Raw genomic sequence first — 20,947 nt, forward strand, 5'->3', positions numbered from 1 at the left:
CCGCTCGTACTGTGTTGTAACATCTCAGCGCTTCGAGCGCTTGTCTCCGCGGAGAACGATGACCATCCCGATCACGAACAGGATTGCCACTGCGCCACCGAGAATCGGCAACAACAGTGGGGATCCGTCGTCGGAGTCGGCATCGGCGGTCGCCGCCGACGGCGCAACAGTTGCCGGAGGTGTTGCACCTCCGGGAAGCGGCGCCGCATTGTTCTTCGCCGCGTTCAAGGTGAAGGAGTACGACCCCGTGATCGGGTGTCCGTCCTCAGAGATCACCCGGTAACCAACGGTGTAAGTGCCAGACGACATCTGACCGGTCGTCACGAGAGAAACGCGCTCTCCCTGCACCGACGGCTCCCCGGCTCCGACCTGCGTCCCGTCGGCCGCACTGACGGTCACGTTCGCGAAACTCGTCTGAATCTCCTGATTGAAAACCAATTCCACCGAACTCGGCGCAGTGTCGAGAACTGCGTCGGCGGATGGAGTCGATCCGACCAGTGCACTGTGTGCTTGCGCGGTGCCTGCGCTTATGAGCGCACACCCCGCAGCCACCAGCAGCACAACCATTGCACGCCTCAAAATCTGTTCCTCCTACTCGGCTCACACCATCGAGGTGCGGAGTCCGGCGATCGATGCACACCGCACTTCGCTGAGACAATACCTCCGACTACTATGTTGCATAGTATTCAGGGCTGTGTGGTGGCCGGAAGGTTGCACGCATCGACGAACACCGACCAGGTAGGCGGATCCATGAAGTTGACCACCAACGCGAAATTCTCGATAGCCCTGATAGCTGTCTTCGCTGTCGTCCTCGGCGCGCTGTTGCTCGGCAACCGCAGCGGGAGGGAGACAAACAGCGCCAGCGCTTCGGACGCATCGGTTCTTCGCGACGACACGCATCTACTTTCCTCTGCGCCGGACAACGATGTCGTTCTGGTCGAATTCCTCGACTTCGAGTGCGAGGCATGCCTGGCGATGTATCCGACGATGGAGCGGATACGTGCTGAGTACGCTGACCGCATCACGTTCGGTGTACGGTACTTCCCCATTCCCAGTCACACGAACAGTCGACTCGCGGCGCGAGTCGTCGAAGCGTCGTCCAGGCAAGGGAAGTTCGTGGAGATGTACCAGCGAATGTACGACACGCAGACCCAGTGGGGCGAGTCGTCCGAATCTCAAGTAGCCCTCTTCCGTACGTTCGCCCAGGATCTGGGACTCGACATGGCGACCTTCGAAGCAGATATGAATGATCCCGCAGTCGCAGAGCGTGTCGAAGGGGACTTCAACGAAGGTATCGACCTGGGCGTGCAGGGCACACCGACGCTGTTCCTCAACGGCGTCCAGTTGCCGTCCATGCCGACATATGACGATCTCACCGCTCGCATCGACGCAGCGCTGGCCCAATGACATCAACGGGAGCACGCGGTGCCCACGTCGACACTGGTATACCTCCGACTGTCGACTCGGCCCCGAAAGTGTGCTCCCCCTATGTCGTCGGATGGATTCTCACTGCAGCAGGCGCTCTCGGCTTGGCGGCGTCTCTGATACTGACTATCGAGAAGTTTCAGCTTCTCGCGGATCCCTCATATCGCCCGTCCTGCAGCATCAACCCCGTCCTCAGTTGTGGATCGGTGATGAGTTCTCCACAAGCCTCGATCTTCGGTTTCCCGAATTCGATCCTCGGTATAGTCGGGTTCACCGTCCTACTGACCACGGGAATCGTGACCCTCACCGCCGCAAAGGCACTACCTCAGTGGTATTGGCGCTGTATCGTCATCGGCTTGCTCACCGGAGCGGTGCTGGTTCACTGGCTGATTTTCCAAAGCCTGTACAGAATCCAGGCACTGTGCCCATACTGCATGGTCGTGTGGGTGGTGACGATGACAGCCCTCTGGTATGCCATTTTGCATCTAGGTGCTCGTAGCGCGTCGACCTCCTCGCGAATCGTGACCGTCGGCACCGAGAAACACACTCTCGTGCTTACTATCTGGATCGTGTCCGTCGCGAGCATGATTCTCAGCGCATTCTGGGACTACTGGTCGACACTGGTCTGACGAGTCCCACGAAAATCTGCCAACGCCGTCGCACTCGGCCAACTGTTGCACGATCAGTCAACCTTCAACTCAACTACTATGGATCTTAGTTTTTAGATCCGCAACCCTCCCGAGTAGAGGGCGATGAGGCCAGGAGAAGGAGACGAATATGAAATTCATGGGTGCAGCGAAAGCGCTAGTCGACAAGGGCAAGGAGGCTGCCTCGAAGAACGCAGACAAGATCGAAAACGCGATCGACAAAACCGCCGCGTCTGCCGAAGCCAAGACCGGTGGAAAACTGACCAGCCAGATCCGGAGGGCTGCGCTTGCGGCAAAGAGAGCGATTCCTCCGAAGAAGTAGCGACTCTCTTTGCCTTGCCGCCTGATTGCTCGTTGGTCTCCACGCCGTACGACTGAGAATCGGCGTCGAGAGCGCGAATAATCTCGCTTCGGTGTGCCCCCCTCGTGACAGCACACCGAAGCGAGGAGCGCTCAGGGTTCGGTCTGCGGAATCACGATACTCGCGTGAAAATCTCTGTGCCACAGCCGCGCAAGGAGGGCGTAATAGGATTCGGTTACCCTCGATTGCGTCGAGAGCGCCGCTTCCGACGACTCGATTGTCGTCGGAACGAGAAGGAGGGCACGATTCGCCAATGCCGCCGCGGAACTCCCGATATCCATCACTGCGCCACTGATACTGGCCGCGGCGTTCAGCACGGGGTCTGGAAGGACAGTGGTGGAACGCATGAAGGTCCGCTCTGCGTCAACGAAATCCGCTCCGGTCTGGAGATGATTCTCGATTGCGGCGATTACTTCGCTGACTCGACGGGTGTGAACCCGAAGTTTGCGGGGGTGCCGGATGTGGCGACGAGATACCGGTGGCAAAGTCCGCAACCGGGCACCAGCATGGTTCGCCACGCCGCCGTCGAGAGCGGTCGGCAGTACGTCTCGAATCAACCAGTCCGTGAGTAGGGCGGCAGCGGTATCTGTTGCCGGGACGATGACCACCGGCATTGTTCGTGTTGACATTGACTTTCCCATCGGTATGGCCGCCGAGCTAATTCTTCTCGTCATCATCGGACGTGGATGCGGTAAGTACCTTCTCCGATTCTGATGAACTCGTCTCCGGCCGGTGACCGGCCCCGACGTGTGCTTCTGCTCGCATCCGAGCAACCATGTGCGGGTAATGCAACTCGAAGGCCGGACGCTCGCTGCGGATGCGCGGCAACTCGGTGAAGTTGTGACGCGGCGGCGGGCAGGTCGTTGCCCACTCCAGCGAGTTTCCGTAGCCCCACGGATCGTCGACAGTGACCACTTCGCCGAATCGGTAGCTCTTGAAGACGTTCCAGATGAACGGGAGAGTGGAGGCTCCGAGAATGAAGGAACCGATGGTCGAGACTGTATTGAGTGTGGTGAACCCGTCCGCGGGTAGGTAGTCGGCGTAACGACGCGGCATACCCTCGGCACCGAGCCAGTGCTGAACGAGGAACGTCATGTGAAAGCCGACGAACGTGGTCCAAAAGTGCCACTTGCCAAGGCGCTCGTCCATCATGCGACCGGTCATCTTCGGGAACCAGAAGTAGATACCGGCGTACGTCGCGAACACGACCGTACCGAAAACCACGTAGTGGAAGTGGGCGACCACGAAGTAAGTATCCGTGACCTGAAAATCCAGCGGAGGGCTCGCCAGCAGCACACCGGACAGACCACCGAAGAGGAAGGTGATCAAGAATCCGAGAGAGAACAGCATCGGTGACTCGAACGTCAGGTGTCCCTTCCACATCGTGCCGATCCAGTTGAAGATCTTCACACCCGTCGGCACGGCGATCAGGAACGTCATGAACGAGAAGTACGGCAGGAGAACCGCGCCCGTCGCGTACATGTGATGCGCCCACACTGCGATCGACAGCGCCGCGATACCGAGCGTCGCGTAGACCAGGCCGCTGTAGCCGAAGATCGGTTTGCGGCTGAAGACCGGAAATATCTCCGAGACGATACCGAAGAAGGGCAGCGCGATGATGTAGACCTCGGGGTGGCCGAAGAACCAGAACAGGTGCTGCCACAGCAGGACTCCGCCATTCGCGGGGTCGAAGATGTTGCCACCGAGGCGACGGTCGTAAAGCAGTGCGAAGAGTGCGGCGGTCAACAGCGGGAAGGCCAACAGAATCAAGACAGAGGTGATGAAGATGTTCCACGTGAAGATCGGCATGCGGAACATCGTCATACCGGGAGCGCGTAAGCAGACAATGGTGGTGATCATGTTGACCGCGCCGAGAATCGTGCCGAGACCGGAGACGAGAAGCCCCACAATCCACAGATCCGCACCGACCCCAGGTGAGCTGACTGCCGAACTCAGAGGCGTGTAGGCCGTCCAGCCGAAATCTGCGGCACCTCCGGGAGTGACGAACCCGCCCGTAGCGATGAGAGCACCGAAAAGGTAGAGCCAGTAGCTGAACGCGTTCAGTCGCGGGAAGGCGACATCCGGCGCACCGATCTGCAGGGGGAGAACGAAATTGGCGAATCCGAACACCACCGGCGTCGCGTACAGCAGCAGCATGATCGTGCCGTGCATGGTGAAGAGTTGGTTGTACTGCTCGTTCGACAGGAATTGCATGCCCGGAATCGCCAGTTCGCTGCGCATGATCAGCGCCATGAGCCCGCCGATGAGGAAGAACGCGAACGAAGTCACCAAATACATCAAGCCGAGCGTCTTGTGATCGGTCGTCGTCACAAGGTTCCGCAGCACCGATCCCTTCGGCGCCCGTCGCGCGGGGTACGGCCGGGCGGGGATCGGGGGTGATGCAATTGCGGTCATAGTCAGCCCGCTTCCTGTCGAGACGCAAATAGAGTGTGCGACAGAAGCATAACCCAAATACTACGTTGCATAGTTTTTGGGTCCGGGTGGCGCCTCGGCCACCCTTTCCGACTGCCGTCAGGTCACGAGGGCATGAGCGGACGCAGAGAAGACGACCATGGTGGTCAACGCGGCGATGACGGGAACGATCATCGGGAGCATCGCAGCAGAGATGCAGACCAGTTTGGTGCCGCGAATCCGGGAATCCGTCTGCAGCCTGACCAAGCGCACCGAGATCTCGTCGTCACCGAGCCCGAGAGTCCACACCGGCTGAGGTAGCGGCGACGTCGCCACCACGCGCAACGCCGACCTGACGGCATCGGGGCTGGTGGCCTGTGCGGCCCGATCATCGGCAGCGAGCTCGACCAGCCGCCGCACCGCAGCGGGAGCCGCTTTGAACAGCGGGATCACCGGCAGCGCCTTCGCGAAGACTTCACACACATTGATGATTCGGTGATGGTGACCTCGCAAGTGTGCCCGCTCGTGGGCGATCACCGCTTCACGCTCGGATGCAGTCAAGCAATCGGAGAGACCTTTGGTCGCTACGACGAATCCCGGCCGTCCAGCGACGCTGTAGGCCATCGGCATCGGATGATCAAGCCAGAGAACGTCATCCGATGCCGGATCTGCGCGGGCGATGATCGATACGACATCACGGTGGTAGTCGCGGACCTTGGCTCGGCCCTTATGTTGCCGATGAGCCAAGAACAAGCTGCGAACGGCGATGAGCGCGGTAACCGCAACTCCGCCGACAGCGAGCGCTTCCCCGATCCAGGGGGCCATCGCGTGTTGGAAGGCAGTGAAGCATCGCACAAGGGCCTCGGAGAGCCCTTCCGCTGGTGCATGGCTCGGCCACAGAAGGATCACTACTGCCGATACGGCAAGGAATCCCAGACCCACGATGCTGCCGATCCATGCCGCGAGAATCGCTGCAGGAGCCAGAGTGGTCGATTCGAAACGCCGCAAAACCTTGGGCATGAACGCTCCGATGAGCACGGCCCCGAGAAGGAGGACTGCGGCGAGAGTCATCTACCGAACCTTGCCGTGATCCAGTGCTCGCCGCAGTGCCTCGTATTCGTCATCGGAGACGTTTTGCGCGAAGTGCAGAAGCGCTGAAACAGAGTCATTGCTGTTGTCGAGTAATTCGCGCATGGCCAGTGAGGTCGCTTCATCGCGGCTACGCGATGGCGAATAGATGTATGCGCGGCTTCGTTTTTCCCTCTGCACCCACCCTTTTTCGTGAAGGTGCGTCACGACGGTCAAGATCGTGGTGTATGCCTTCGGGGCGCCGCCCTCGAAGCGGTCGACCAGATCCCGCACAGACTGCGGCTCTTCTGCATCCCACAGGAGATCCATCACTTCGGATTCGAGCCCGCCGAGTCTCTTCATCTTCCTTCCCCCTTCGGAAATCGTCGATTGCGTCAGTCACTGACGGCCGGAGGCTGGATCTGTACCCCACGCGCGTCCAACCATGCCATGGGATCGACCTTCTGGCCGTCTGCCTGCCACACCTCGTAATGCAGATGTGGCCCTGTTGATTGTCCCCTGTTTCCTACCGTCGCAATCAATTCTCCGGCACGCACCTTTTGACCCGCGGTTACCAGAGTCTCGTTGATGTGTCCGAAGACCCCGATTGTCCCGTCATCCTGCAGGATACGGACCCACAGTCCGAAACCGGACGCAGGTCCGGACTCGAGTACCGTGCCGTCGGTGACGGACACGATAGGTGTACCGATCTCATTGGCAATGTCCAACCCGTAATGAGTCGACCCCCAACGCGGTCCGTAGTTCGACGTCAATGTTCCGCTGACAGGAGCCATCGTCAGCGGTTGGCGTGCAGCTGCCTCTCTCGAAGCGCGATCGGTGTCGCGTTCGGTGCCTCGAGCCAACTGTTCGGCCAGCCTCCCCAGCTCGGCCAGTTTGGGAACCTGGAGAATTTCCGGAGCCGATGCCAGCGCCTGCTCGAGAGGTGCCAACGGTTGCTGGTCGAGCTCGACGGGAACACTGACGCTCCCTGTCGATGCATGTGAGGCGGATGTGCCGGCGGCAAGCAAAGCGCCGGTGGCGACAGAGAGAACCAAAGCCCGTCCACCAGGACGATTGCGGGACTGTCGGCGATGAGCGCCGCCGCGTCGCGCCTGAACGCTTGCAGCGACGGATTCACGGTCGACTGCAGATGCGGTGGAGATGTACATCGTGTCGACTGGCAGGTCGCGATCGCTGCGTGGCGTGTCGAAAAAGCTACTTTCCCGAAGTGGGCAGTCGAGATCGTCGGTGTCGGGCTTGCGGTGTCGGGCCAAGATCGCATTCCTTGCGTCGCGGAAGGTCACAGAATGGTGACGGTCCCAGACAGCGTACTACTATTTCGCATAGTTTTTGGGCGAGCGTTGACAAAATTCAGAATCTCGACGAGACGCCCCGCTGCAAATGCACCTTCTCCTACTCATCTGCCGCGCGATGACATCTCGGCGAGCAGCACGCGTTGAGGAGAAGCCCTGTCGCGATTGCCAGGGGTATTGCTCCGATCGCGAGTATCAGTCCGGCACCGAACCGTTGATCTCGTGCGAGGTCGTCGAGCCAGCCGCGCTGCAACGATGTGAAGTACTGATCGGCAATCACCGCGTCAGTGGTGATCAGTGCTGCTGCGAGGCCCCCGTAGGCCAAGAACGCCGCAAGGAGCAGGGCCGTCCTGATCGCGGCGCTCGCTCGTCTCGGCAAGGGATCGACGCCGACCATGACCCAGAAGAACATGAAACCGCAGATCAGCAGGATTCCGTTGATCACCAGGTGGGGGACGTGCGAGCCGGCGACAGCGCTGTACATCCCTCCCAGGTAAAGGAGAGGCAGGGCTCCGGCGAAAATCACAGCAATCACATAGGGCTGGGACATGAATCGGAACCAGGAGCCTCTGTACACGCTTTGCGCCCATTCCCTCAGCCCCGGCGCATCTCCGGACGATCGCCGAACGGAGAGCCTGAACAGCGTGAACGGGGCGCCCAGGACCAGACAGAGTGGAGCAAGGACCGCCACGGCGGACGTTGCCGCCATATGCATACTCATCACTGCAGGTGCATACCTACCCACTCCCGATGATGTTGCGACAAGCAACACCAGGCACCCCAGAGCCCAGCTGACCGATCGGAACGTCGACCACTGCACGCCCTGCTGTCGGAGGCGAAAAACGCCGACGACGTAGCACGCAGCCAACACCACGGCGAGAGTTCCGAAAATGAGATCGAATCGCCAGTCGACGAGCAAGCGGCCCGCAGTCGGTACGCCATCGAGCGCATACCCGAGCACCTCCTCGACTCTGCTCGGATCCTGTCGCTCCGTGGGCGCCGGGGGCGGCGTGCGGCCCAGGGCGACGGCGATACCGACGGTTACTGCGAGAACCACCGACTCCACCACTGCCAGACGAATGAAGGTGCGACCGTCGCTAGGATCCTTCGTCAGTTCGGCGATCGCGATTTTCCGTTGGCGCCAACCTGCCAGTCCGGTGAGGACCAAGGCGGCGACTTTGGCAAGAATCAAGACACCGTAGGTGCTACTCCACACCGCGGTGAGCGGCACCCGCACGGCAGCGTTGACCACACCGCTGATCGCTATGACGACGAACGCCATGAGTGCCACGGCCGAGAAGCGGCGCGCGGCGAAGTCGAGATAGCTCCCCTTTCTGCGGGCATGCAACACGAGAGCCGCTATTCCTCCCATCCAAATCGACGCCGCGAGGATATGCAGAACCAAACTGTTCGTGGCGATGTCGTGGGATCCACCCGAAGAGGAGTGACCCGACAATGCCCTGGGGAGCAGGCTGAACAAAGCGAATGCGAGAAGTAACGGTGTCCACGAATATCGCAGGGTCAGACGACACGCAATCGCGAGCACGAGTGCGAGCCCTGCGGTCCATGCCCATGCAGTTGTGACATCGATGTCCGAAATCGCGCGAGCGAACAGCCCTGGATCGGCGAACACGACGGAGAGAGGTTGGCCTGAACTGTCCGAGAGGGTGAGTGGAACGAGCAGCGCCGCGCATACCGCCCAGATAGCGGCGGCGACGCTTGCGGTTCGTAGCGCCAGATATCCGTCGACATCGAGTACACCTGAGGCTTGAGGCGGAACGAGAACGGCAGCCAAAAGTAGACTGCCTACGGTCATCACGGCGGCAACCTCGCCGAACGCCATCACCGCCGGGAGTCCGTAAATCGTCAAGGGCCCCGGATCTGGAAGTCCGAGCAATCGCAGCGCCTCGGAAGTTGATGCGCGCGCCAATGCCGCCGCAGTGATTGCAGCTATGACACCCCATCCCAATACTTTCCGTATGGGTCGTCCGACGACGAGGGTATCGGCGCCGGACGGTTCGGTTTCGATCATTTGCGGGTGGACCTCTCAGCATTGTGGATCTCGCCCGCGCGATCGGCGCTCCGGACCAAAATACTATGACGGATAGTTGCATGGGTGCTTCAGCCAGGGTTTACTGAAACTCTCTCGTTGGCAAATATGCGCATATGAGAATACGACGCTCCAGTCATAGGCGAGAAGGGCATATCGAGATGGGTCACGGCCATGGGCACGGCGTTGCGGAACAAGCTGCGAGTGCATCGGGTAAACATGTCCGCAAATTATGGATAGCCGTCGGGCTCGGTCTGGTCACGTTCGTCACGCAAGTCATCGTGGGGTTGTCCACGTCATCGCTCGCCCTGCTCTCCGACTCCGCACACGTCTTCACCGATGTGTTCGGCATCCTCATGGCATTGACCGCTATCTTGCTTGCGCAAAGAGCGCGATCGCGCCCGGATCGCACGTTCGGTATGTACCGGGCGGAGGTGTTCGCTGCCTTGTTCAATGCCCTACTCCTGTTCGGTGTCGCCGGATGGGTTCTCTACGAAGCTCTCGGTCGACTTTCCGATCCGCCTGAGGTCCCTGGACTCCCGGTGAGCATTGTCGCTGTCGTCGGCCTCGTGATGAACATCGCGGCATTCTTGCTCCTTCGCAGCGGGGCGAAGGAAAGCATCAACGTCCGGGGCGCCTATCTCGAGGTCATGGCTGACATGCTCGGGTCCGTTGGAGTCCTGATCAGCGGATTGGTCACACTGATCTTCGGATGGCGGTACGCGGATCCGGTGATCGGTGTTGCGATCGGCTTGTTCGTCCTACCGCGTGCCTACAATCTCGGCCGCCATGCCCTGCGGATCCTGCTCCAGCACGCCCCCGCCGGCGTGAGCATCACCGAGGTGACGCAAGCCTTGCAGGGGATCCCCGGGGTCAAGGACGCCCACGACCTTCACATCTGGACGCTCACATCGGGCATGGAAGTTGCGTCGGCGCATCTGACGATCGACGAGGAGTCCGATCCGACCAAGGTTCTCGCTGCTGCCCAGGATCTGTTGGCCACCCAGTTCAATCTCGTTCACGCGACCCTGCAGGTAGAACCCGCCGCGGGTGACGGGCGTTGCCAGGAGCTTCCGTGGTGAGTACCAACGAGGTGACCACGAACGACAAATCCCCCCATCGCAAGAAACGAATTCTCTTCGCTACGACGGTGCTCGTTTCGGTCGTCGTCGCCCTGACGATTGAGCCCGTTGCGCGGAAGCACCTGTCCGGGGCCAACGAGATGGATCTGGGCGTCGTCAGTTTGAGGCTGGCTTACAACAGTGGTGTCGCCTTCAGCCTGGGCAATCAGCTGCCGAGTGCCGTCATCATCGCCTTTACCGGCCTCGCCACCATGGGAATCGCCGTATACGCCTGGCGGAGTGTCCCGCAAAGTCGCGGGGTGGCCGTGATCGGTTTCGCTCTGATTGTCGCCGGAGCTGCCTCCAACGTGGTCGACCGAGCCCTCGACGGGAAGGTCACCGACTACTTCCACACCGGCTGGTGGCCCACCTTCAATCTTGCCGATACCTACCTCACCTGTGGATTCATCCTGGTCGCCGTGTCGCTGCTGTTCGAATCCGCGCGCGGGTCCGAACGTGAGATTCAGCGTCCGCAATCCGTGTGACCTGATTCGAGCGAGGAGGGAGCCGGAGCGCTGTCGACAGGGAAGCAGTCCATCTCTGCGAACTTCTGCGGTTCGAGGTGGCGAAACCACGACGCCCCACTCGTCGAAAATTTCCGCGGTCCGCCTGTTTTCGGTCGAATGCGTTCGGATAGTTTGGGGGCTATGAAAATAAAGTTCGGCATGACAAACTTTGAGGTGTGACTCTTTTGACTGCCAGGAATGTCGATGCTTCGGTCGGGTGGCCATGAGCGCACCGTCGCGGCGACAATTGTTGATCGGTGGGGCGCTCGCCGGATCAGCCGGACTCATGATGAACGCAGGAAGAGTTGCGGGCGCATCGCCTACCGAGCATCCCGGAAACACCAACCCGGGTACCGCCGCACCTGACGGAGACGGCGGAGTCCGTCACGGCGGCACGAGCGGTGCGACCTTTCGGGCCGGTCAGCAGGTGAACCACACTGCCAACGGGTTTCATCCCACGGCAATGCTGCGTGACTTCGACTACGGGACGACTTCCGAATTGCCTGACGGTCGAACGCTACGCGAGTGGGAGATCTTCGCAGCCGACGAGGAGATCGAGGTAGCACCCGGAGTCTATTTTCCCGCGTGGACCTTCAACTCCCGCATTCCAGGTCCCGCCTTGAGATGCAGTGAGGGAGACCGGCTCCGGGTGCGGTTCGTCAACGGTTCCGCGCACCCTCACACGATGCACTTTCACGGAATCCATCCCGCTGACATGGACGGAATTCCCGGGGTAGGTCGGGGCATCATCGAGCCGGGCGAATCATTCACTTACGAATTCGATGCAACCCCTTTCGGATTGCATCTCTATCACTGCCACGTCAATCCACTTGCAGAGCACATTGCCCGCGGCATGTACGGCACATTCATCGTCGATCCAGCTCAGGGGCGCCCGGCGGCTGACGAAATGGTGATGGTGATGCACGGCTACAACACCACATTCGACGGGCAAGGAAACCAGCTCTACGCGGTCAACGGCATCCCGTTCCATCACATGCACGAACCGGTACAGGTGAAACGAGGCGAGCTGGTTCGCATCTACCTGGTCAACGTCCTCGAATACGATCCGATCAACAGCTTCCACGTGCACGGGAACTTCTTCGACTACTACCCGACCGGGACTCGGCTCGAGTCCAGCGAATTCACGGACACGATCATCCAGGCCCAAGGTCAGCGCGGAATATGCGAACTGCGCTTTCCCTACCTGGGCAAGTACATGTTCCACGCCCACAAGACCGAATTCGCCGATCTGGGCTGGATGGGATTCTTCGAGGTGACCGAATGACCGGCACCCCAGATCCTCCCTCTCCTACGAGCACTCATGAGAATTCCTTTGACACTGCGGGTTCCGCGCATACAGAGTCCGATCAAACAGGCGCATCTCGCACCGGCCTTTGGCTCCGAGGCGCCGCAGTACTCGCGATCATCGTCATCGCCCTGACTGCGCTGGCAATGCTCGCCGGACAAAGCCTCCCCGAACGCACCGGCCCACCGATCGAGAACATCTCCGTCGAACGAACGGCCCTCGAACCAGGCCGAATCACGTTGACGCTACGCAACACCGGCCCCGACGCGGTGACCGTCGCGCAAGTTGCCGTGAACGACACATTCGTCGATTTGGTAGGCGCTGCAGATCCCATCGGCAGACTCGAGTCCCAGACGATCACCCTCGACTACCCGTGGATCACCGGACAGCCGTACCTCGTCTCGATGCTCACCTCCACAGGGTTGGTCATCGAACACGAAATTCCCGCTGCCGTAGCAACTCCCGTCCCGGGAGTGGCGTTCTTCGGCTTGATGGCTCTATTGGGCACATACGTCGGAGTCATCCCGGTCCTGCTCGGGATGCTCTTGCTACCTGTGATGCGGGGCGCCGGCGTCAGGGCAGTCAGATTCGTGCTGGCCGTCACGGTCGGTCTGCTCGCCTTTTTGATCTTCGACGGCACGAGCGAGGGGTTCAAGCTGGCAGCAGCCTCGAGCGGAGCCTTCGGCGGCGGCACTCTCGTCGTTCTCGGCGCGGCGATCGCCTTCCTGACGCTCACGTGCATCGACCGCTACCTACGCGGAAGACGCCCAGCCGGTACGACAGGTGCATCCGAACTCAGACTGGCACTGATGATTTCCATCGGCATCGGATTGCACAATCTCGGAGAAGGCCTCGCGATCGGATCCGCGTATGCGGTAGGTGAGCTTGCGCTCGGCGCGTTCCTCGTTATCGGATTCACCCTGCACAACACAACAGAGGGACTCGCGATCATCGCACCGTTGGCTCGGCGACGTACCCCCCTGTTGACCTTGTTGGGGTTGGGATTGATCGCGGGTGCGCCGGCAATTCTCGGTGCTGTTATCGGGGCGGGCGTCGACAACCGTGAAGTATCTGCGTTGCTGCTCGGAGTCGGGGTCGGCGCAATCATCCAGGTCGTCATCCAAATTGCACCGTCCTTGCGCACACAAGGCCGCTCGGATCTGGATCCGATGGTTCTCGTCGGCGTCGGTGTCGGAATACTCCTGATGTTTCTCACTGGTTTGGTGGTCCCCGCATGAGCACGATCGATCCATCCGACATCAAGGTCGGGCGCAGAACGGTCCTCCTCACAGCCTGCGCGACAACTTGTCTCGCCGTTGCCGGATGTAGCACCCAGAACAACAGCAATGCACCCGGCGTAACCCTGGGCAGTGCCGAGGTTCCGATATCAGCGGTTCCTGTCGGCGGCGGAGTCATTCTGGCGGACGAGCAAGTCGTGATCACCCAGCCGCAGGAAGGCGTGTTCCAAGCCTTCTCTGCGGTATGTACCCACCAGGGATGCGTAGTCTCCGAGGTCAGCGATGGAACGATCAACTGCCCATGTCATGGCAGCCGATACTCCATCGTCGATGGCTCGGTCGTGCAACGACCTGCTCAGAAGCCACTGCACAGCTACGCCCTTTCTCGCACCGCGGACACGATCATCGTCAACTAAGCCGGAGAACGGCACTTCCGAACTGGGACAGCTATCTGCGAAGGTTGTTATGGAACAGTGCGTTCGGCGGCGCTGAGGAAGTGAGAGATGTGTATTCTGCACAACCCGAGTTCTCGGCGTACGGCCCATCGCATTGGGCAGCCATCGCTCTGTTTGTCGCGGGTTCGGTGTTTCTGATCTGGGCGGGACGTAGACAGACCGAAGCGCAAGCTCGCCACCTCAGCCGCGCCCTCGGCGGAATACTGGCGGTGATATACGGCTCGGCGGTGCTCTACTCGCTGTCCTCACCCACGCTAGGAGGATCCGTACCCTTACAACTCACCGATCTCGCGACAGTGTCCGCGATCTACGCATTGTGGTCGCACCGACATTGGCCGTTCGCCCTCACCTACTACTGGGGGCTTGTATTGAGTACGCAGGCGTTGATTTCACCGGCTCTGGCCGGGCCCGACTTCCCCGGTTACGAGTTTCTTGCCTTCTGGGCGATTCACCTGTTTGTCGTCTGGGCCGCGATCTATCTCACGTGGGGCCGGAGAATGCGACCTACATGGCGCAGCTACCGCTTCGCGGTACTGGTCACGCTGACATGGGCGATAGTCACTTTCATCTTCAATCGCATCGCCGATACCAATTACGGCTTTCTCAACGCCAAACCTTCCACCGCATCGCTGCTGGACCTGATGGGTCCGTGGCCGGTGTATCTGTTTTCTGGGATGACAATCGTATTCATCATCTGGGCTCTGATGACGTGGCCGTGGGAGAGAGACGGAATTCTCGACAAGGACGCCGCGCAACCCGTGGTCTAGCCGTCCTCGCTCGACCTCCGCACCCCTGGCATGGACCGACCGCTTTTCAGCAACAATCTGCACAGTCCTGCCCAATCGAGCTACCGGGCAGCCGAGTGACAGGCAAGCGAGAGCAGCAGATGTGATACTCAACCGGCATGTAGATGCAGGCGGCGTTGCACACTCCGATCGGCGACTCGCGAAGACTTTCAGTTTCACCCGCTCCAGTTCGTCTGCACGTACATCCCCGACGGTGACCGCTCTGCTGTGAAGCCGCTGATCCCGAGCCCTCAAGAACTCACTGCAGGAGGACGTGACACCAGCCCACGAATAATTTGCCAGTTACAGCGGGAATCACGTCTCAGCAGATTCACTCTGCACTCGAGCTAAGGGGTTGCTTCGAGTTGCTGATCACATATGGCGGATCGATTGCCGAAAAATGCTTCGATTGGCGGTTCAGAAAATCAGGAATCCGCTGCCGTTCGGCGTTCGAGCAGGACTGTGTCGCGCCAGATCCCGTCGAGTTGGGCGATCTTCTCGCGGATCCCGATGGTGCGGAACCCTGCCGAGTGATGCAGGGAGACGGAGGCGCGATTTTCAGGGAAGATCGACGTCTGCAGGGTCCAGAGCCCATCCGCGTCCGCTGCCATGACTTGCTTGCGTAGCAACGCTTTTCCGACACCTCGCCCGCGCATCCCGTCGGCGACATAGACGGAATTTTCGGCGACTCCGCGGTAGCAGTCCCGCCCGGAGGTCGAACTCAGGGCAGCCCAGCCGACGACGACATCGTCGATGGTGGCGACCCAGCGATGATTCGGCAGCCACTGCGCATCGAGATACTCCCGGCTGGGGACTTCGGTGGTGAAAGTGGCGTTGCGCGTGGCGATCCCTTCGCCGTAGATCCGCAGAACGGCGTCCCAGTCGTCATCGGACATGACCCGGACGGCGACATCGTCAGGAAGATCGCTCGGGCAGCACGGCCGCGGCGCGAGAACTCCCATCACGATGTCGGCGGCCTGCGGCAACGCGACGCAGCACGTCGGATTCATCGCGACAACGGTGCTGGTCCCCTCTTTGCGCAGGCTGACGAATCCCACATCGGCGAGCTTACGTACATGGTGGGAGACCGTGGGCTGCCCGATCCCCAACGCCTCGGCGAGAGCCCCGATCGTGATGCCGCCAGCAGCGCTCGCGACGCGGTGCAGCAGCCGCACCCGCATCGGTTCGGCCAGGCACGCGAACCACTGCGCGTAGGTGTCGGCGTCAGCTTGCTCGAGCACATTCGAGTCGACCGCACCTGGGTCCGAATCGCCGACGCGCACCGTCGGGGTCTGCAGCGATGTCATGCACACACTATATCGACCTTCGTCGATGGTTGCATTCATCGACTGATATCGATACAGTTCGAATTAAAGATCGATCATTGTCGATGAAAGGAATTTGTGATGACCGAACTACCCGTTGTCGTGATCGGAGCTGGACCGATCGGCCTCGCCGCCGCCGCGCAACTGCGCGAACGAGGACTCACGCCGCTGGTGCTTGAGCGAGGCGCCGTCGCCGGTACGGCGATCGCCGAATGGAATCACGTCCGGCTCTTCTCCCGCTGGTCCGAACTCGTCGATCCCGCCGCGCAGTGTCTGCTCGAGCAGAACGGGTGGAGCGCTCCCGACGTAGATGCGTACCCGACCGGACAGCAGTGGCGTCAGCTCTACCTCGAACCCCTCGCCGCCGCCCTCGGTGATGCGGTGCAGTTCGACACCGAGGTGATCGGCGTCGCCCGACGTGGCCGCGACCTGGTCGTCGACGCCGGCCGCGATACCGAACCTCTCTCCATCCACCTGCGCCGCGCCGACGGCAGCGAGGACCGCGTCTTCGCCCAGGCCGTCGTCGATGCTTCCGGCACCTGGGGCACCCCGAACCCGCTCGGCGGGGAAGGACTGCCCGCCCTCGGCGAGAGGGCTGCCGCTGCCGCGATCACCTACCGTGTGCCCGACCTCGACGACGAGGCGATCCGTGCCCAGTTCGCCGGGAAACACACCGTCATCGCAGGCAGCGGCCATTCCGCACTGACTGCCATCGTCGCGCTAGCCGGACTCGAAAAGCAAGCCCCCGGTACGCGCATCACGTGGGCTGTTCGCCGCGGGGCTATCGGTTCCGCGTTCGGCGGCGGTGAGTCGGACGAGCTGCCCGCTCGCGGCGCACTCGGACTCCGCGCGAAGAAGGCTGTCGACGACGGACTTCTCACCGTGGTCACCGGTTTCCGCACCGCCGCCGTCGAATCCGCCGACAATGGTCAGCTCGCACTGGTCTCCGATGCCGGCACCCGGATCGAGAACGTCGACAACGTCGTCACCTTGACCGGATTCCGCCCCGACTTGTCGTGGCTGTCGGAAATCCGACTCGGCCTCGACCCCGTGCTGCAGGCCCCGACACAGTTGGCGCCTCTGATCGACCCGAACGTCCACTCCTGCGGCACGGTCTATCCGCACGGCGCGAAAGAACTTCGCCATCCCGAACCGGGTATGTACCTGGCGGGGATGAAGAGCTACGGCCGCGCGCCGACGTTCCTGGCGATGACCGGGTACGAGCAGGTACGCAGCATCGCCGCCGAACTCGCCGGCGATCACGAGGCCGCCGCCCGGGTGGAGTTGATCCTCCCGGAAACCGGAGTCTGCGGCGGCGCTGGTGTTTTCGACGAACCCGATACCGCGGAATCCGAGGGTGGCTGCTGCGCCGCACCTGCTCCGGAGCTGATCTCGCTGTCCAGTCCCTCCGGCAGTTCCAACTCCTGCGGATAGGGCACAGCCGATGACGACCATCGAAGATCCGCCTCGCCCCGTCAGCCTCGATCCGTCGGGGCTGCGGCGGGTCCTGGTGGCGCTGTGTCTGACCGAAATCACCAGCTGGGGGATTCTGTACTACGCGTTTCCCGTTCTGTCGGTAGCCATTTCCCGCGATACCGGATGGTCGAGCGCTGTGATCGTGGCGGCGTTCTCGGTCAGCCAACTCGCCGCCGCCGCCGTCGGCATACCGGTGGGACGGATCCTCGATCGCCACGGGCCCCGCTGGGTCATGACCACAGGATCTGTACTCGCTGTACCCGCACTGGTGGTCATCGCGACAGCTCACACCCTCCCACTGTTTTTCGCGGGTTGGGTGTTCGCCGGAATCGCGATGGGCGCGGTGCTGTATCCACCGGCATTCGCCGCACTGACTCGCTGGTACGGCGACAACTACGTCAAAGCACTGATGATTCTCACCCTCGCCGCGGGTCTGGCCAGTACCGTCTTCGCGCCGCTGTCTGTCGCTCTGGCCGATCGATTCGATTGGCGCACAACCTACCTGATCCTCGCGGTCATACTGGCTGTGATCACCATCCCCGGACATATCTGGGGTTTGCGTGGCGGATGGCCCAACCCCGACCGGCTACCCCATGCGCAGCCCGGCGACTATCACCGCACCTCCCGCAGCATCCCATTTCTTGCTCTGCTCGTCGCCCTCGCTGCAGCTGCCTTCGCCGCATCCGCCGGCGTCTTCAACCTCGTACCGCTGCTGATCGAACGCGGTTTCAGTCCCAGCCTCGCCGCACTCACTCTCGGATTGGGCGGCGCCGGTCAGGTCATCGGCCGCATCTTCTACCTACCGCTCGCAGCGAAAACCAGTGTCCGCGTACGCACGGTATCGGTCATCGTCGTTGCCGCCCTGAGCACCGCGTGGTTAGGTCTGGCGAGCTCGGCGGCGGCGTTGATCGGCATCGCCGTCGGCGCCGGACTGGTCCGCGGCATCTTCACGTTGATACAGGCCACCGCCATCACCGACCGCTGGGGCGGTGAACACTACGGGCGCCTCAACGGGCTGATGTCCGCGCCGATCGTCATCGTCATGGCCTTGGCGCCGTGGGCCGGCGCCGTGCTTTCCACCTGGACCGGTACTTACGCCCACGCCTACCTCGTCCTTGGAGCGATCGCCCTGGTCGGCGCGGTGATCAGCGCAGCAACCATCCCCGCCCTCCGCACCATCACAACGATTCCGATCACTTCCTGACCGAAAGAGAACTCTCATGACGCACTACGACGCGATCGTCGTCGGGGGCGGTCAGTCCGGCTTGGCCGCAGCGCATCATCTGCGCCGCCAGCGGCTCGACACCGCAATCGTCGAAGCTGGTAGCGAACCTGTCGGATCCTGGCCGCAGTACTACGACAGCCTCACTTTGTTTTCACCAGCAAAGTACAGCTCCCTCCCCGGTTTACCGTTCGGCGGCGACGGTGACCGCTATCCCGGCCGCGACGAAGTCGTCGACTATCTCCGGCGTTACGCGAAGACTCTCGATGTGGATTTCCACGTCAACGAGCGAGCCGACACGGTCACCACCAGCGAGGGCCAGTTCACCGTCCGGACCGACAGCGGATCCATCTTCACTGCCCCTCGAATCATTGCCGCCACAGGAGGATTCGGCACTCCCCACATTCCCGCACTGAAGGGGCTCGATGCCTTCACCGGGACTGTTGTGCACGCCGCCGACTACCGCGAACCCACCACCTACACGGGGCAGAACGTCATCGTCGTCGGAGCCGGGAACTCGGCAGTACAGATCGCTGCCGAGCTCGCCGAAACAGCCGATGTGATCCTGGCCAGCCGAAAACCCGTGACATTCGCGCCGCAACGCCCTCTACGTCGCGACATGCATTTCTGGTTCAAGTACACCGGAATCGACACCCTCCCGATCGGGCATCTCCTCTCGCGGCCACCGACGTCGCCGGTGTTCGACACCGGCCGCTACCGCGCCGCGCTCACCGCCGACGCACCGCAACGCCGCGCCATGTTCACCAAACTCGAAGGAAACCAAGCCTTCTGGCCCGGCGGCACCACAACAACCGTCGACGCGGTCATCCTCGCCACCGGATACACCCCCAACCTGGACTACCTCACAGAACTAGGGGCACTCACCGACACCGGCCGTCCCCGCCACAAGAAAGGTCTGTCCACCACCCACCCCGGGCTCGGGTACGTGGGACTGGAATGGCAACGAAGCCTCTCGTCCGCGTCCCTACGTGGGGTGGGCCGCGATGCACACCATGTCGTCCGGACTCTCGGAGTCTGAAACCGACGTGATGGCATCGTCTACCGAAAGTCTCGTCTCCTCAAAGCTTCACCCACCCACATTTGCAGATGTGGTCAATGGTCAACCGCAAAGTCTGTCTACAAGCCAACCATTGGCCATCGTGCATTTTCCCGCCCAGTACCTCAAAATTCCGTCCAGGTATCCGGACATGTACAGCGCGGACGTTTTCACCCGCATGCTCACGTGATCGGCGCGTGATGCTCCCCCACGCCCGAGCGGGAGCGCGCGGCCGATGTCGACTTTCACTGCCCTCGGCTCGTCGAATGTCCTGATCACGGGGTGATCGGGCCAGCGTTCGGTCCAGTGGTCAGTGTTGATCACTGTGCAGCCCTCAATGGCGGTGTCGATGCGAGGGCGGTGTCGTCGACGGTCGCCCAGCGGAGCTGTCCGCTCTCGTCCCGGATCTCCAGGCTGCCGGTGCGTTGTTGAAATCCTTTGCCGACGGCCGCGACGTCGAGCCGAACCCCTGTCACACGCCCTCTCCCCGCCGTGAGTCCTGTGTATCCGGCCACCCGCGACGAGATCCGCAGATCCGGACCGTCCCATTGCCCTTCAGTGACAATCAACAGCGATCCCTTACTCCTCGCACGCGCGGCCACAGCCCTTCCGCGAGAGGGCGTTACAGCGCCACCAGAGAGGCCCAGGACAACCACGTCGAAACCCTCCAACAGAATTGCGGCGCAGTCGATTCCAGCATCCTTGGGCTGCGGCACGAGCGCGACCTTCGCCAAGTCGCCCCCTTGCTCGTGGAAGGCGAGAAGTCCGAGACCGGGCATTCCGATCACCGCCACGTGCCCACCGGCAGCGGTGACGGTGGCGAGTAGGCCGATCAGGACCGAGGCTGCGCCGTCGACACTGACGACGGTCCCTCGTGCCAACCCCCCGCGTGGGAGCAGATCACCGATCGGCTCCGGAACGGGAAGCATCCGGAGAGTCGATTGCGCGGTGGCCACGATCGGAGTTGGCTCACGCTCGCCTACGGGTTTGAGCATCACCGACGGAGTAGCTGGTTCGGTGCCGTCCGCGCGGGCAGGGATCGAGGCCATCTTGCGGCGTAGCTGTTCGAGCTTTTCCGCCTTGGTCAGCACTGTTGTTGCTGACGAGTGGGGCTTTTGGTTCATCGTCGCCCCGCTTTCCTGGATCCGCACGCACTTCCCGCCCACCAGGATACTCGAAC

General features: G+C 61.6%; 22 protein-coding genes. 12 read left to right on the forward strand and 10 right to left on the reverse strand.

All coding sequences use genetic code 11. The features are described 5' to 3' along the window. Nucleotides 1–24: 24 nt before the first annotated feature. Nucleotides 25–567, reverse strand: coding sequence for a copper resistance CopC family protein (locus M1L53_RS33560; protein WP_223304457.1), 543 nt, complete (start codon nucleotides 565–567; stop codon nucleotides 25–27). A 183-nt stretch (nucleotides 568–750) separates the two neighbouring features. Between M1L53_RS33560 and M1L53_RS33565 the strand changes: the two genes are divergently transcribed. From M1L53_RS33565 to M1L53_RS33575, 3 genes are all read left to right on the forward strand, one after another. Continuing rightward, entirely contained in the window at nucleotides 751–1,407 is a 657-nt protein-coding gene (locus M1L53_RS33565; protein WP_047270652.1) for a DsbA family protein, read from the forward strand. After that, nucleotides 1,404–2,054 (forward strand): vitamin K epoxide reductase family protein, encoded by a 651-nt coding sequence (locus M1L53_RS33570; protein ID WP_052959927.1) that lies wholly within the window; start codon nucleotides 1,404–1,406, stop codon nucleotides 2,052–2,054. Before M1L53_RS33565 ends, M1L53_RS33570 begins: the two co-directional genes overlap by 4 nt. Nucleotides 2,055–2,202: 148 nt before the next feature. After that, entirely contained in the window at nucleotides 2,203–2,394 is a 192-nt protein-coding gene (locus M1L53_RS33575) for an antitoxin (protein WP_047270593.1), read from the forward strand. 131 nt (nucleotides 2,395–2,525) lie between these two features. On the opposite strand, the gene M1L53_RS33580 is transcribed toward M1L53_RS33575, so the two are convergent. The 6 genes from M1L53_RS33580 to M1L53_RS33605 all read right to left on the reverse strand — a co-directional run bounded on the left by M1L53_RS33580 (nucleotide 2,526) and on the right by M1L53_RS33605 (nucleotide 9,258). Next, entirely contained in the window at nucleotides 2,526–3,062 is a 537-nt protein-coding gene (locus M1L53_RS33580; RefSeq protein ID WP_223304456.1) for a hypothetical protein, read from the reverse strand. A gap of 28 nt (nucleotides 3,063–3,090) precedes the next feature. After that, entirely contained in the window at nucleotides 3,091–4,848 is a 1,758-nt protein-coding gene (gene ctaD, locus M1L53_RS33585) for a cytochrome c oxidase subunit I (protein ID WP_047270592.1), read from the reverse strand. Between the two features lie 117 nt (nucleotides 4,849–4,965). Then, a complete protein-coding gene (locus M1L53_RS33590; RefSeq protein WP_047270591.1) occupies nucleotides 4,966–5,916 on the reverse strand; it encodes a M56 family metallopeptidase in 951 nt (316 codons plus the stop codon). Next, nucleotides 5,917–6,276, reverse strand: a complete 360-nt coding sequence (locus M1L53_RS33595; RefSeq protein WP_003944627.1) for a BlaI/MecI/CopY family transcriptional regulator — start codon at nucleotides 6,274–6,276, stop codon at nucleotides 5,917–5,919. Between the two features lie 32 nt (nucleotides 6,277–6,308). Then, nucleotides 6,309–7,187, reverse strand: coding sequence for a M23 family metallopeptidase (locus M1L53_RS33600; protein ID WP_230691701.1), 879 nt, complete (start codon nucleotides 7,185–7,187; stop codon nucleotides 6,309–6,311). A 139-nt stretch (nucleotides 7,188–7,326) separates the two neighbouring features. Beyond that, a complete protein-coding gene (locus tag M1L53_RS33605; RefSeq protein WP_047270589.1) occupies nucleotides 7,327–9,258 on the reverse strand; it encodes a bifunctional copper resistance protein CopD/cytochrome c oxidase assembly protein in 1,932 nt (643 codons plus the stop codon). A gap of 179 nt (nucleotides 9,259–9,437) precedes the next feature. On the opposite strand from M1L53_RS33605, the gene M1L53_RS33610 reads away from it, so the two are divergent. From M1L53_RS33610 to M1L53_RS33635, 6 genes are all read left to right on the forward strand, one after another. Beyond that, nucleotides 9,438–10,358 carry a cation diffusion facilitator family transporter gene (locus tag M1L53_RS33610; protein WP_003944635.1) on the forward strand — a complete coding sequence of 307 codons (921 nt, stop codon included), beginning with the start codon at nucleotides 9,438–9,440 and terminating at the stop codon, nucleotides 10,356–10,358. After that, complete coding sequence (gene lspA / locus M1L53_RS33615) at nucleotides 10,355–10,882, forward strand: signal peptidase II (protein ID WP_011331644.1); 528 nt, start codon at nucleotides 10,355–10,357, stop codon at nucleotides 10,880–10,882. Before M1L53_RS33610 ends, lspA begins: the two co-directional genes overlap by 4 nt. A 244-nt stretch (nucleotides 10,883–11,126) precedes the next feature. Next, nucleotides 11,127–12,188 carry a multicopper oxidase domain-containing protein gene (locus M1L53_RS33620; RefSeq protein ID WP_011331645.1) on the forward strand — a complete coding sequence of 354 codons (1,062 nt, stop codon included), beginning with the start codon at nucleotides 11,127–11,129 and terminating at the stop codon, nucleotides 12,186–12,188. Continuing rightward, nucleotides 12,185–13,447 (forward strand): ZIP family metal transporter, encoded by a 1,263-nt coding sequence (locus tag M1L53_RS33625; protein ID WP_011331646.1) that lies wholly within the window; start codon nucleotides 12,185–12,187, stop codon nucleotides 13,445–13,447. The genes M1L53_RS33620 and M1L53_RS33625 overlap by 4 nt, the downstream gene beginning before the upstream one ends. After that, nucleotides 13,444–13,863 carry a ubiquinol-cytochrome c reductase iron-sulfur subunit gene (locus M1L53_RS33630; RefSeq protein ID WP_011331647.1) on the forward strand — a complete coding sequence of 140 codons (420 nt, stop codon included), beginning with the start codon at nucleotides 13,444–13,446 and terminating at the stop codon, nucleotides 13,861–13,863. Before M1L53_RS33625 ends, M1L53_RS33630 begins: the two co-directional genes overlap by 4 nt. Nucleotides 13,864–13,952: 89 nt before the next feature. After that, entirely contained in the window at nucleotides 13,953–14,669 is a 717-nt protein-coding gene (locus M1L53_RS33635; protein ID WP_003944610.1) for a TIGR02206 family membrane protein, read from the forward strand. A 443-nt stretch (nucleotides 14,670–15,112) separates the two neighbouring features. Here M1L53_RS33635 and M1L53_RS33640 read toward each other — a convergent pair whose 3' ends face one another. Then, nucleotides 15,113–15,994: a metalloregulator ArsR/SmtB family transcription factor gene (locus M1L53_RS33640; protein WP_037131630.1), complete on the reverse strand. Its 882-nt coding sequence runs from the start codon at nucleotides 15,992–15,994 to the stop codon at nucleotides 15,113–15,115. A gap of 99 nt (nucleotides 15,995–16,093) precedes the next feature. Here M1L53_RS33640 and M1L53_RS33645 point away from each other — a divergent pair, with 99 nt between their 5' ends. The 3 genes from M1L53_RS33645 to M1L53_RS33655 are packed head-to-tail and all read left to right on the forward strand — an operon-like array spanning nucleotide 16,094 to nucleotide 19,749. Further along, nucleotides 16,094–17,446: an NAD(P)-binding domain-containing protein gene (locus M1L53_RS33645; protein ID WP_003944612.1), complete on the forward strand. Its 1,353-nt coding sequence runs from the start codon at nucleotides 16,094–16,096 to the stop codon at nucleotides 17,444–17,446. A 10-nt stretch (nucleotides 17,447–17,456) separates the two neighbouring features. Continuing rightward, nucleotides 17,457–18,692: an MFS transporter gene (locus M1L53_RS33650; RefSeq protein ID WP_011331649.1), complete on the forward strand. Its 1,236-nt coding sequence runs from the start codon at nucleotides 17,457–17,459 to the stop codon at nucleotides 18,690–18,692. Nucleotides 18,693–18,708: 16 nt separating this feature from the next. Further along, nucleotides 18,709–19,749 carry an NAD(P)/FAD-dependent oxidoreductase gene (locus M1L53_RS33655; protein WP_003944645.1) on the forward strand — a complete coding sequence of 347 codons (1,041 nt, stop codon included), beginning with the start codon at nucleotides 18,709–18,711 and terminating at the stop codon, nucleotides 19,747–19,749. Between the two features lie 81 nt (nucleotides 19,750–19,830). On the opposite strand, the gene M1L53_RS33660 is transcribed toward M1L53_RS33655, so the two are convergent. Beyond that, entirely contained in the window at nucleotides 19,831–20,091 is a 261-nt protein-coding gene (locus M1L53_RS33660) for a hypothetical protein (protein WP_003944643.1), read from the reverse strand. Then, nucleotides 20,088–20,891: a hypothetical protein gene (locus M1L53_RS33665; RefSeq protein WP_003944658.1), complete on the reverse strand. Its 804-nt coding sequence runs from the start codon at nucleotides 20,889–20,891 to the stop codon at nucleotides 20,088–20,090. Before M1L53_RS33665 ends, M1L53_RS33660 begins: the two co-directional genes overlap by 4 nt. Nucleotides 20,892–20,947: the final 56 nt, after the last annotated feature.

The organism is Rhodococcus sp. T9N (genome assembly GCF_024436645.1).
Taxonomy (GTDB): Bacteria; Actinomycetota; Actinomycetes; order Mycobacteriales; family Mycobacteriaceae; genus Rhodococcus_F; species Rhodococcus_F qingshengii.

What these genes read in the sequence shown, in the direction of transcription:
- M1L53_RS33560 (WP_223304457.1), bottom strand. Translation starts at nt 567, where the DNA reads ATGGTTGTGCTGCTGGTGGCTGCGGGGTGTGCGCTCATAAGCGCAGGC.
- M1L53_RS33565 (WP_047270652.1), top strand. Translation starts at nt 751, where the DNA reads ATGAAGTTGACCACCAACGCGAAATTCTCGATAGCCCTGATAGCTGTC.
- M1L53_RS33570 (WP_052959927.1), top strand. Translation starts at nt 1,404, where the DNA reads ATGACATCAACGGGAGCACGCGGTGCCCACGTCGACACTGGTATACCT.
- M1L53_RS33575 (WP_047270593.1), top strand. Translation starts at nt 2,203, where the DNA reads ATGAAATTCATGGGTGCAGCGAAAGCGCTAGTCGACAAGGGCAAGGAG.
- M1L53_RS33580 (WP_223304456.1), bottom strand. Translation starts at nt 3,062, where the DNA reads ATGTCAACACGAACAATGCCGGTGGTCATCGTCCCGGCAACAGATACC.
- ctaD (WP_047270592.1), bottom strand. Translation starts at nt 4,848, where the DNA reads ATGACCGCAATTGCATCACCCCCGATCCCCGCCCGGCCGTACCCCGCG.
- M1L53_RS33590 (WP_047270591.1), bottom strand. Translation starts at nt 5,916, where the DNA reads ATGACTCTCGCCGCAGTCCTCCTTCTCGGGGCCGTGCTCATCGGAGCG.
- M1L53_RS33595 (WP_003944627.1), bottom strand. Translation starts at nt 6,276, where the DNA reads ATGAAGAGACTCGGCGGGCTCGAATCCGAAGTGATGGATCTCCTGTGG.
- M1L53_RS33605 (WP_047270589.1), bottom strand. Translation starts at nt 9,258, where the DNA reads ATGATCGAAACCGAACCGTCCGGCGCCGATACCCTCGTCGTCGGACGA.
- M1L53_RS33610 (WP_003944635.1), top strand. Translation starts at nt 9,438, where the DNA reads ATGGGTCACGGCCATGGGCACGGCGTTGCGGAACAAGCTGCGAGTGCA.
- M1L53_RS33620 (WP_011331645.1), top strand. Translation starts at nt 11,127, where the DNA reads ATGAGCGCACCGTCGCGGCGACAATTGTTGATCGGTGGGGCGCTCGCC.
- M1L53_RS33625 (WP_011331646.1), top strand. Translation starts at nt 12,185, where the DNA reads ATGACCGGCACCCCAGATCCTCCCTCTCCTACGAGCACTCATGAGAAT.
- M1L53_RS33630 (WP_011331647.1), top strand. Translation starts at nt 13,444, where the DNA reads ATGAGCACGATCGATCCATCCGACATCAAGGTCGGGCGCAGAACGGTC.
- M1L53_RS33640 (WP_037131630.1), bottom strand. Translation starts at nt 15,994, where the DNA reads ATGACATCGCTGCAGACCCCGACGGTGCGCGTCGGCGATTCGGACCCA.
- M1L53_RS33645 (WP_003944612.1), top strand. Translation starts at nt 16,094, where the DNA reads ATGACCGAACTACCCGTTGTCGTGATCGGAGCTGGACCGATCGGCCTC.
- M1L53_RS33650 (WP_011331649.1), top strand. Translation starts at nt 17,457, where the DNA reads ATGACGACCATCGAAGATCCGCCTCGCCCCGTCAGCCTCGATCCGTCG.
- M1L53_RS33655 (WP_003944645.1), top strand. Translation starts at nt 18,709, where the DNA reads ATGACGCACTACGACGCGATCGTCGTCGGGGGCGGTCAGTCCGGCTTG.
- M1L53_RS33665 (WP_003944658.1), bottom strand. Translation starts at nt 20,891, where the DNA reads ATGAACCAAAAGCCCCACTCGTCAGCAACAACAGTGCTGACCAAGGCG.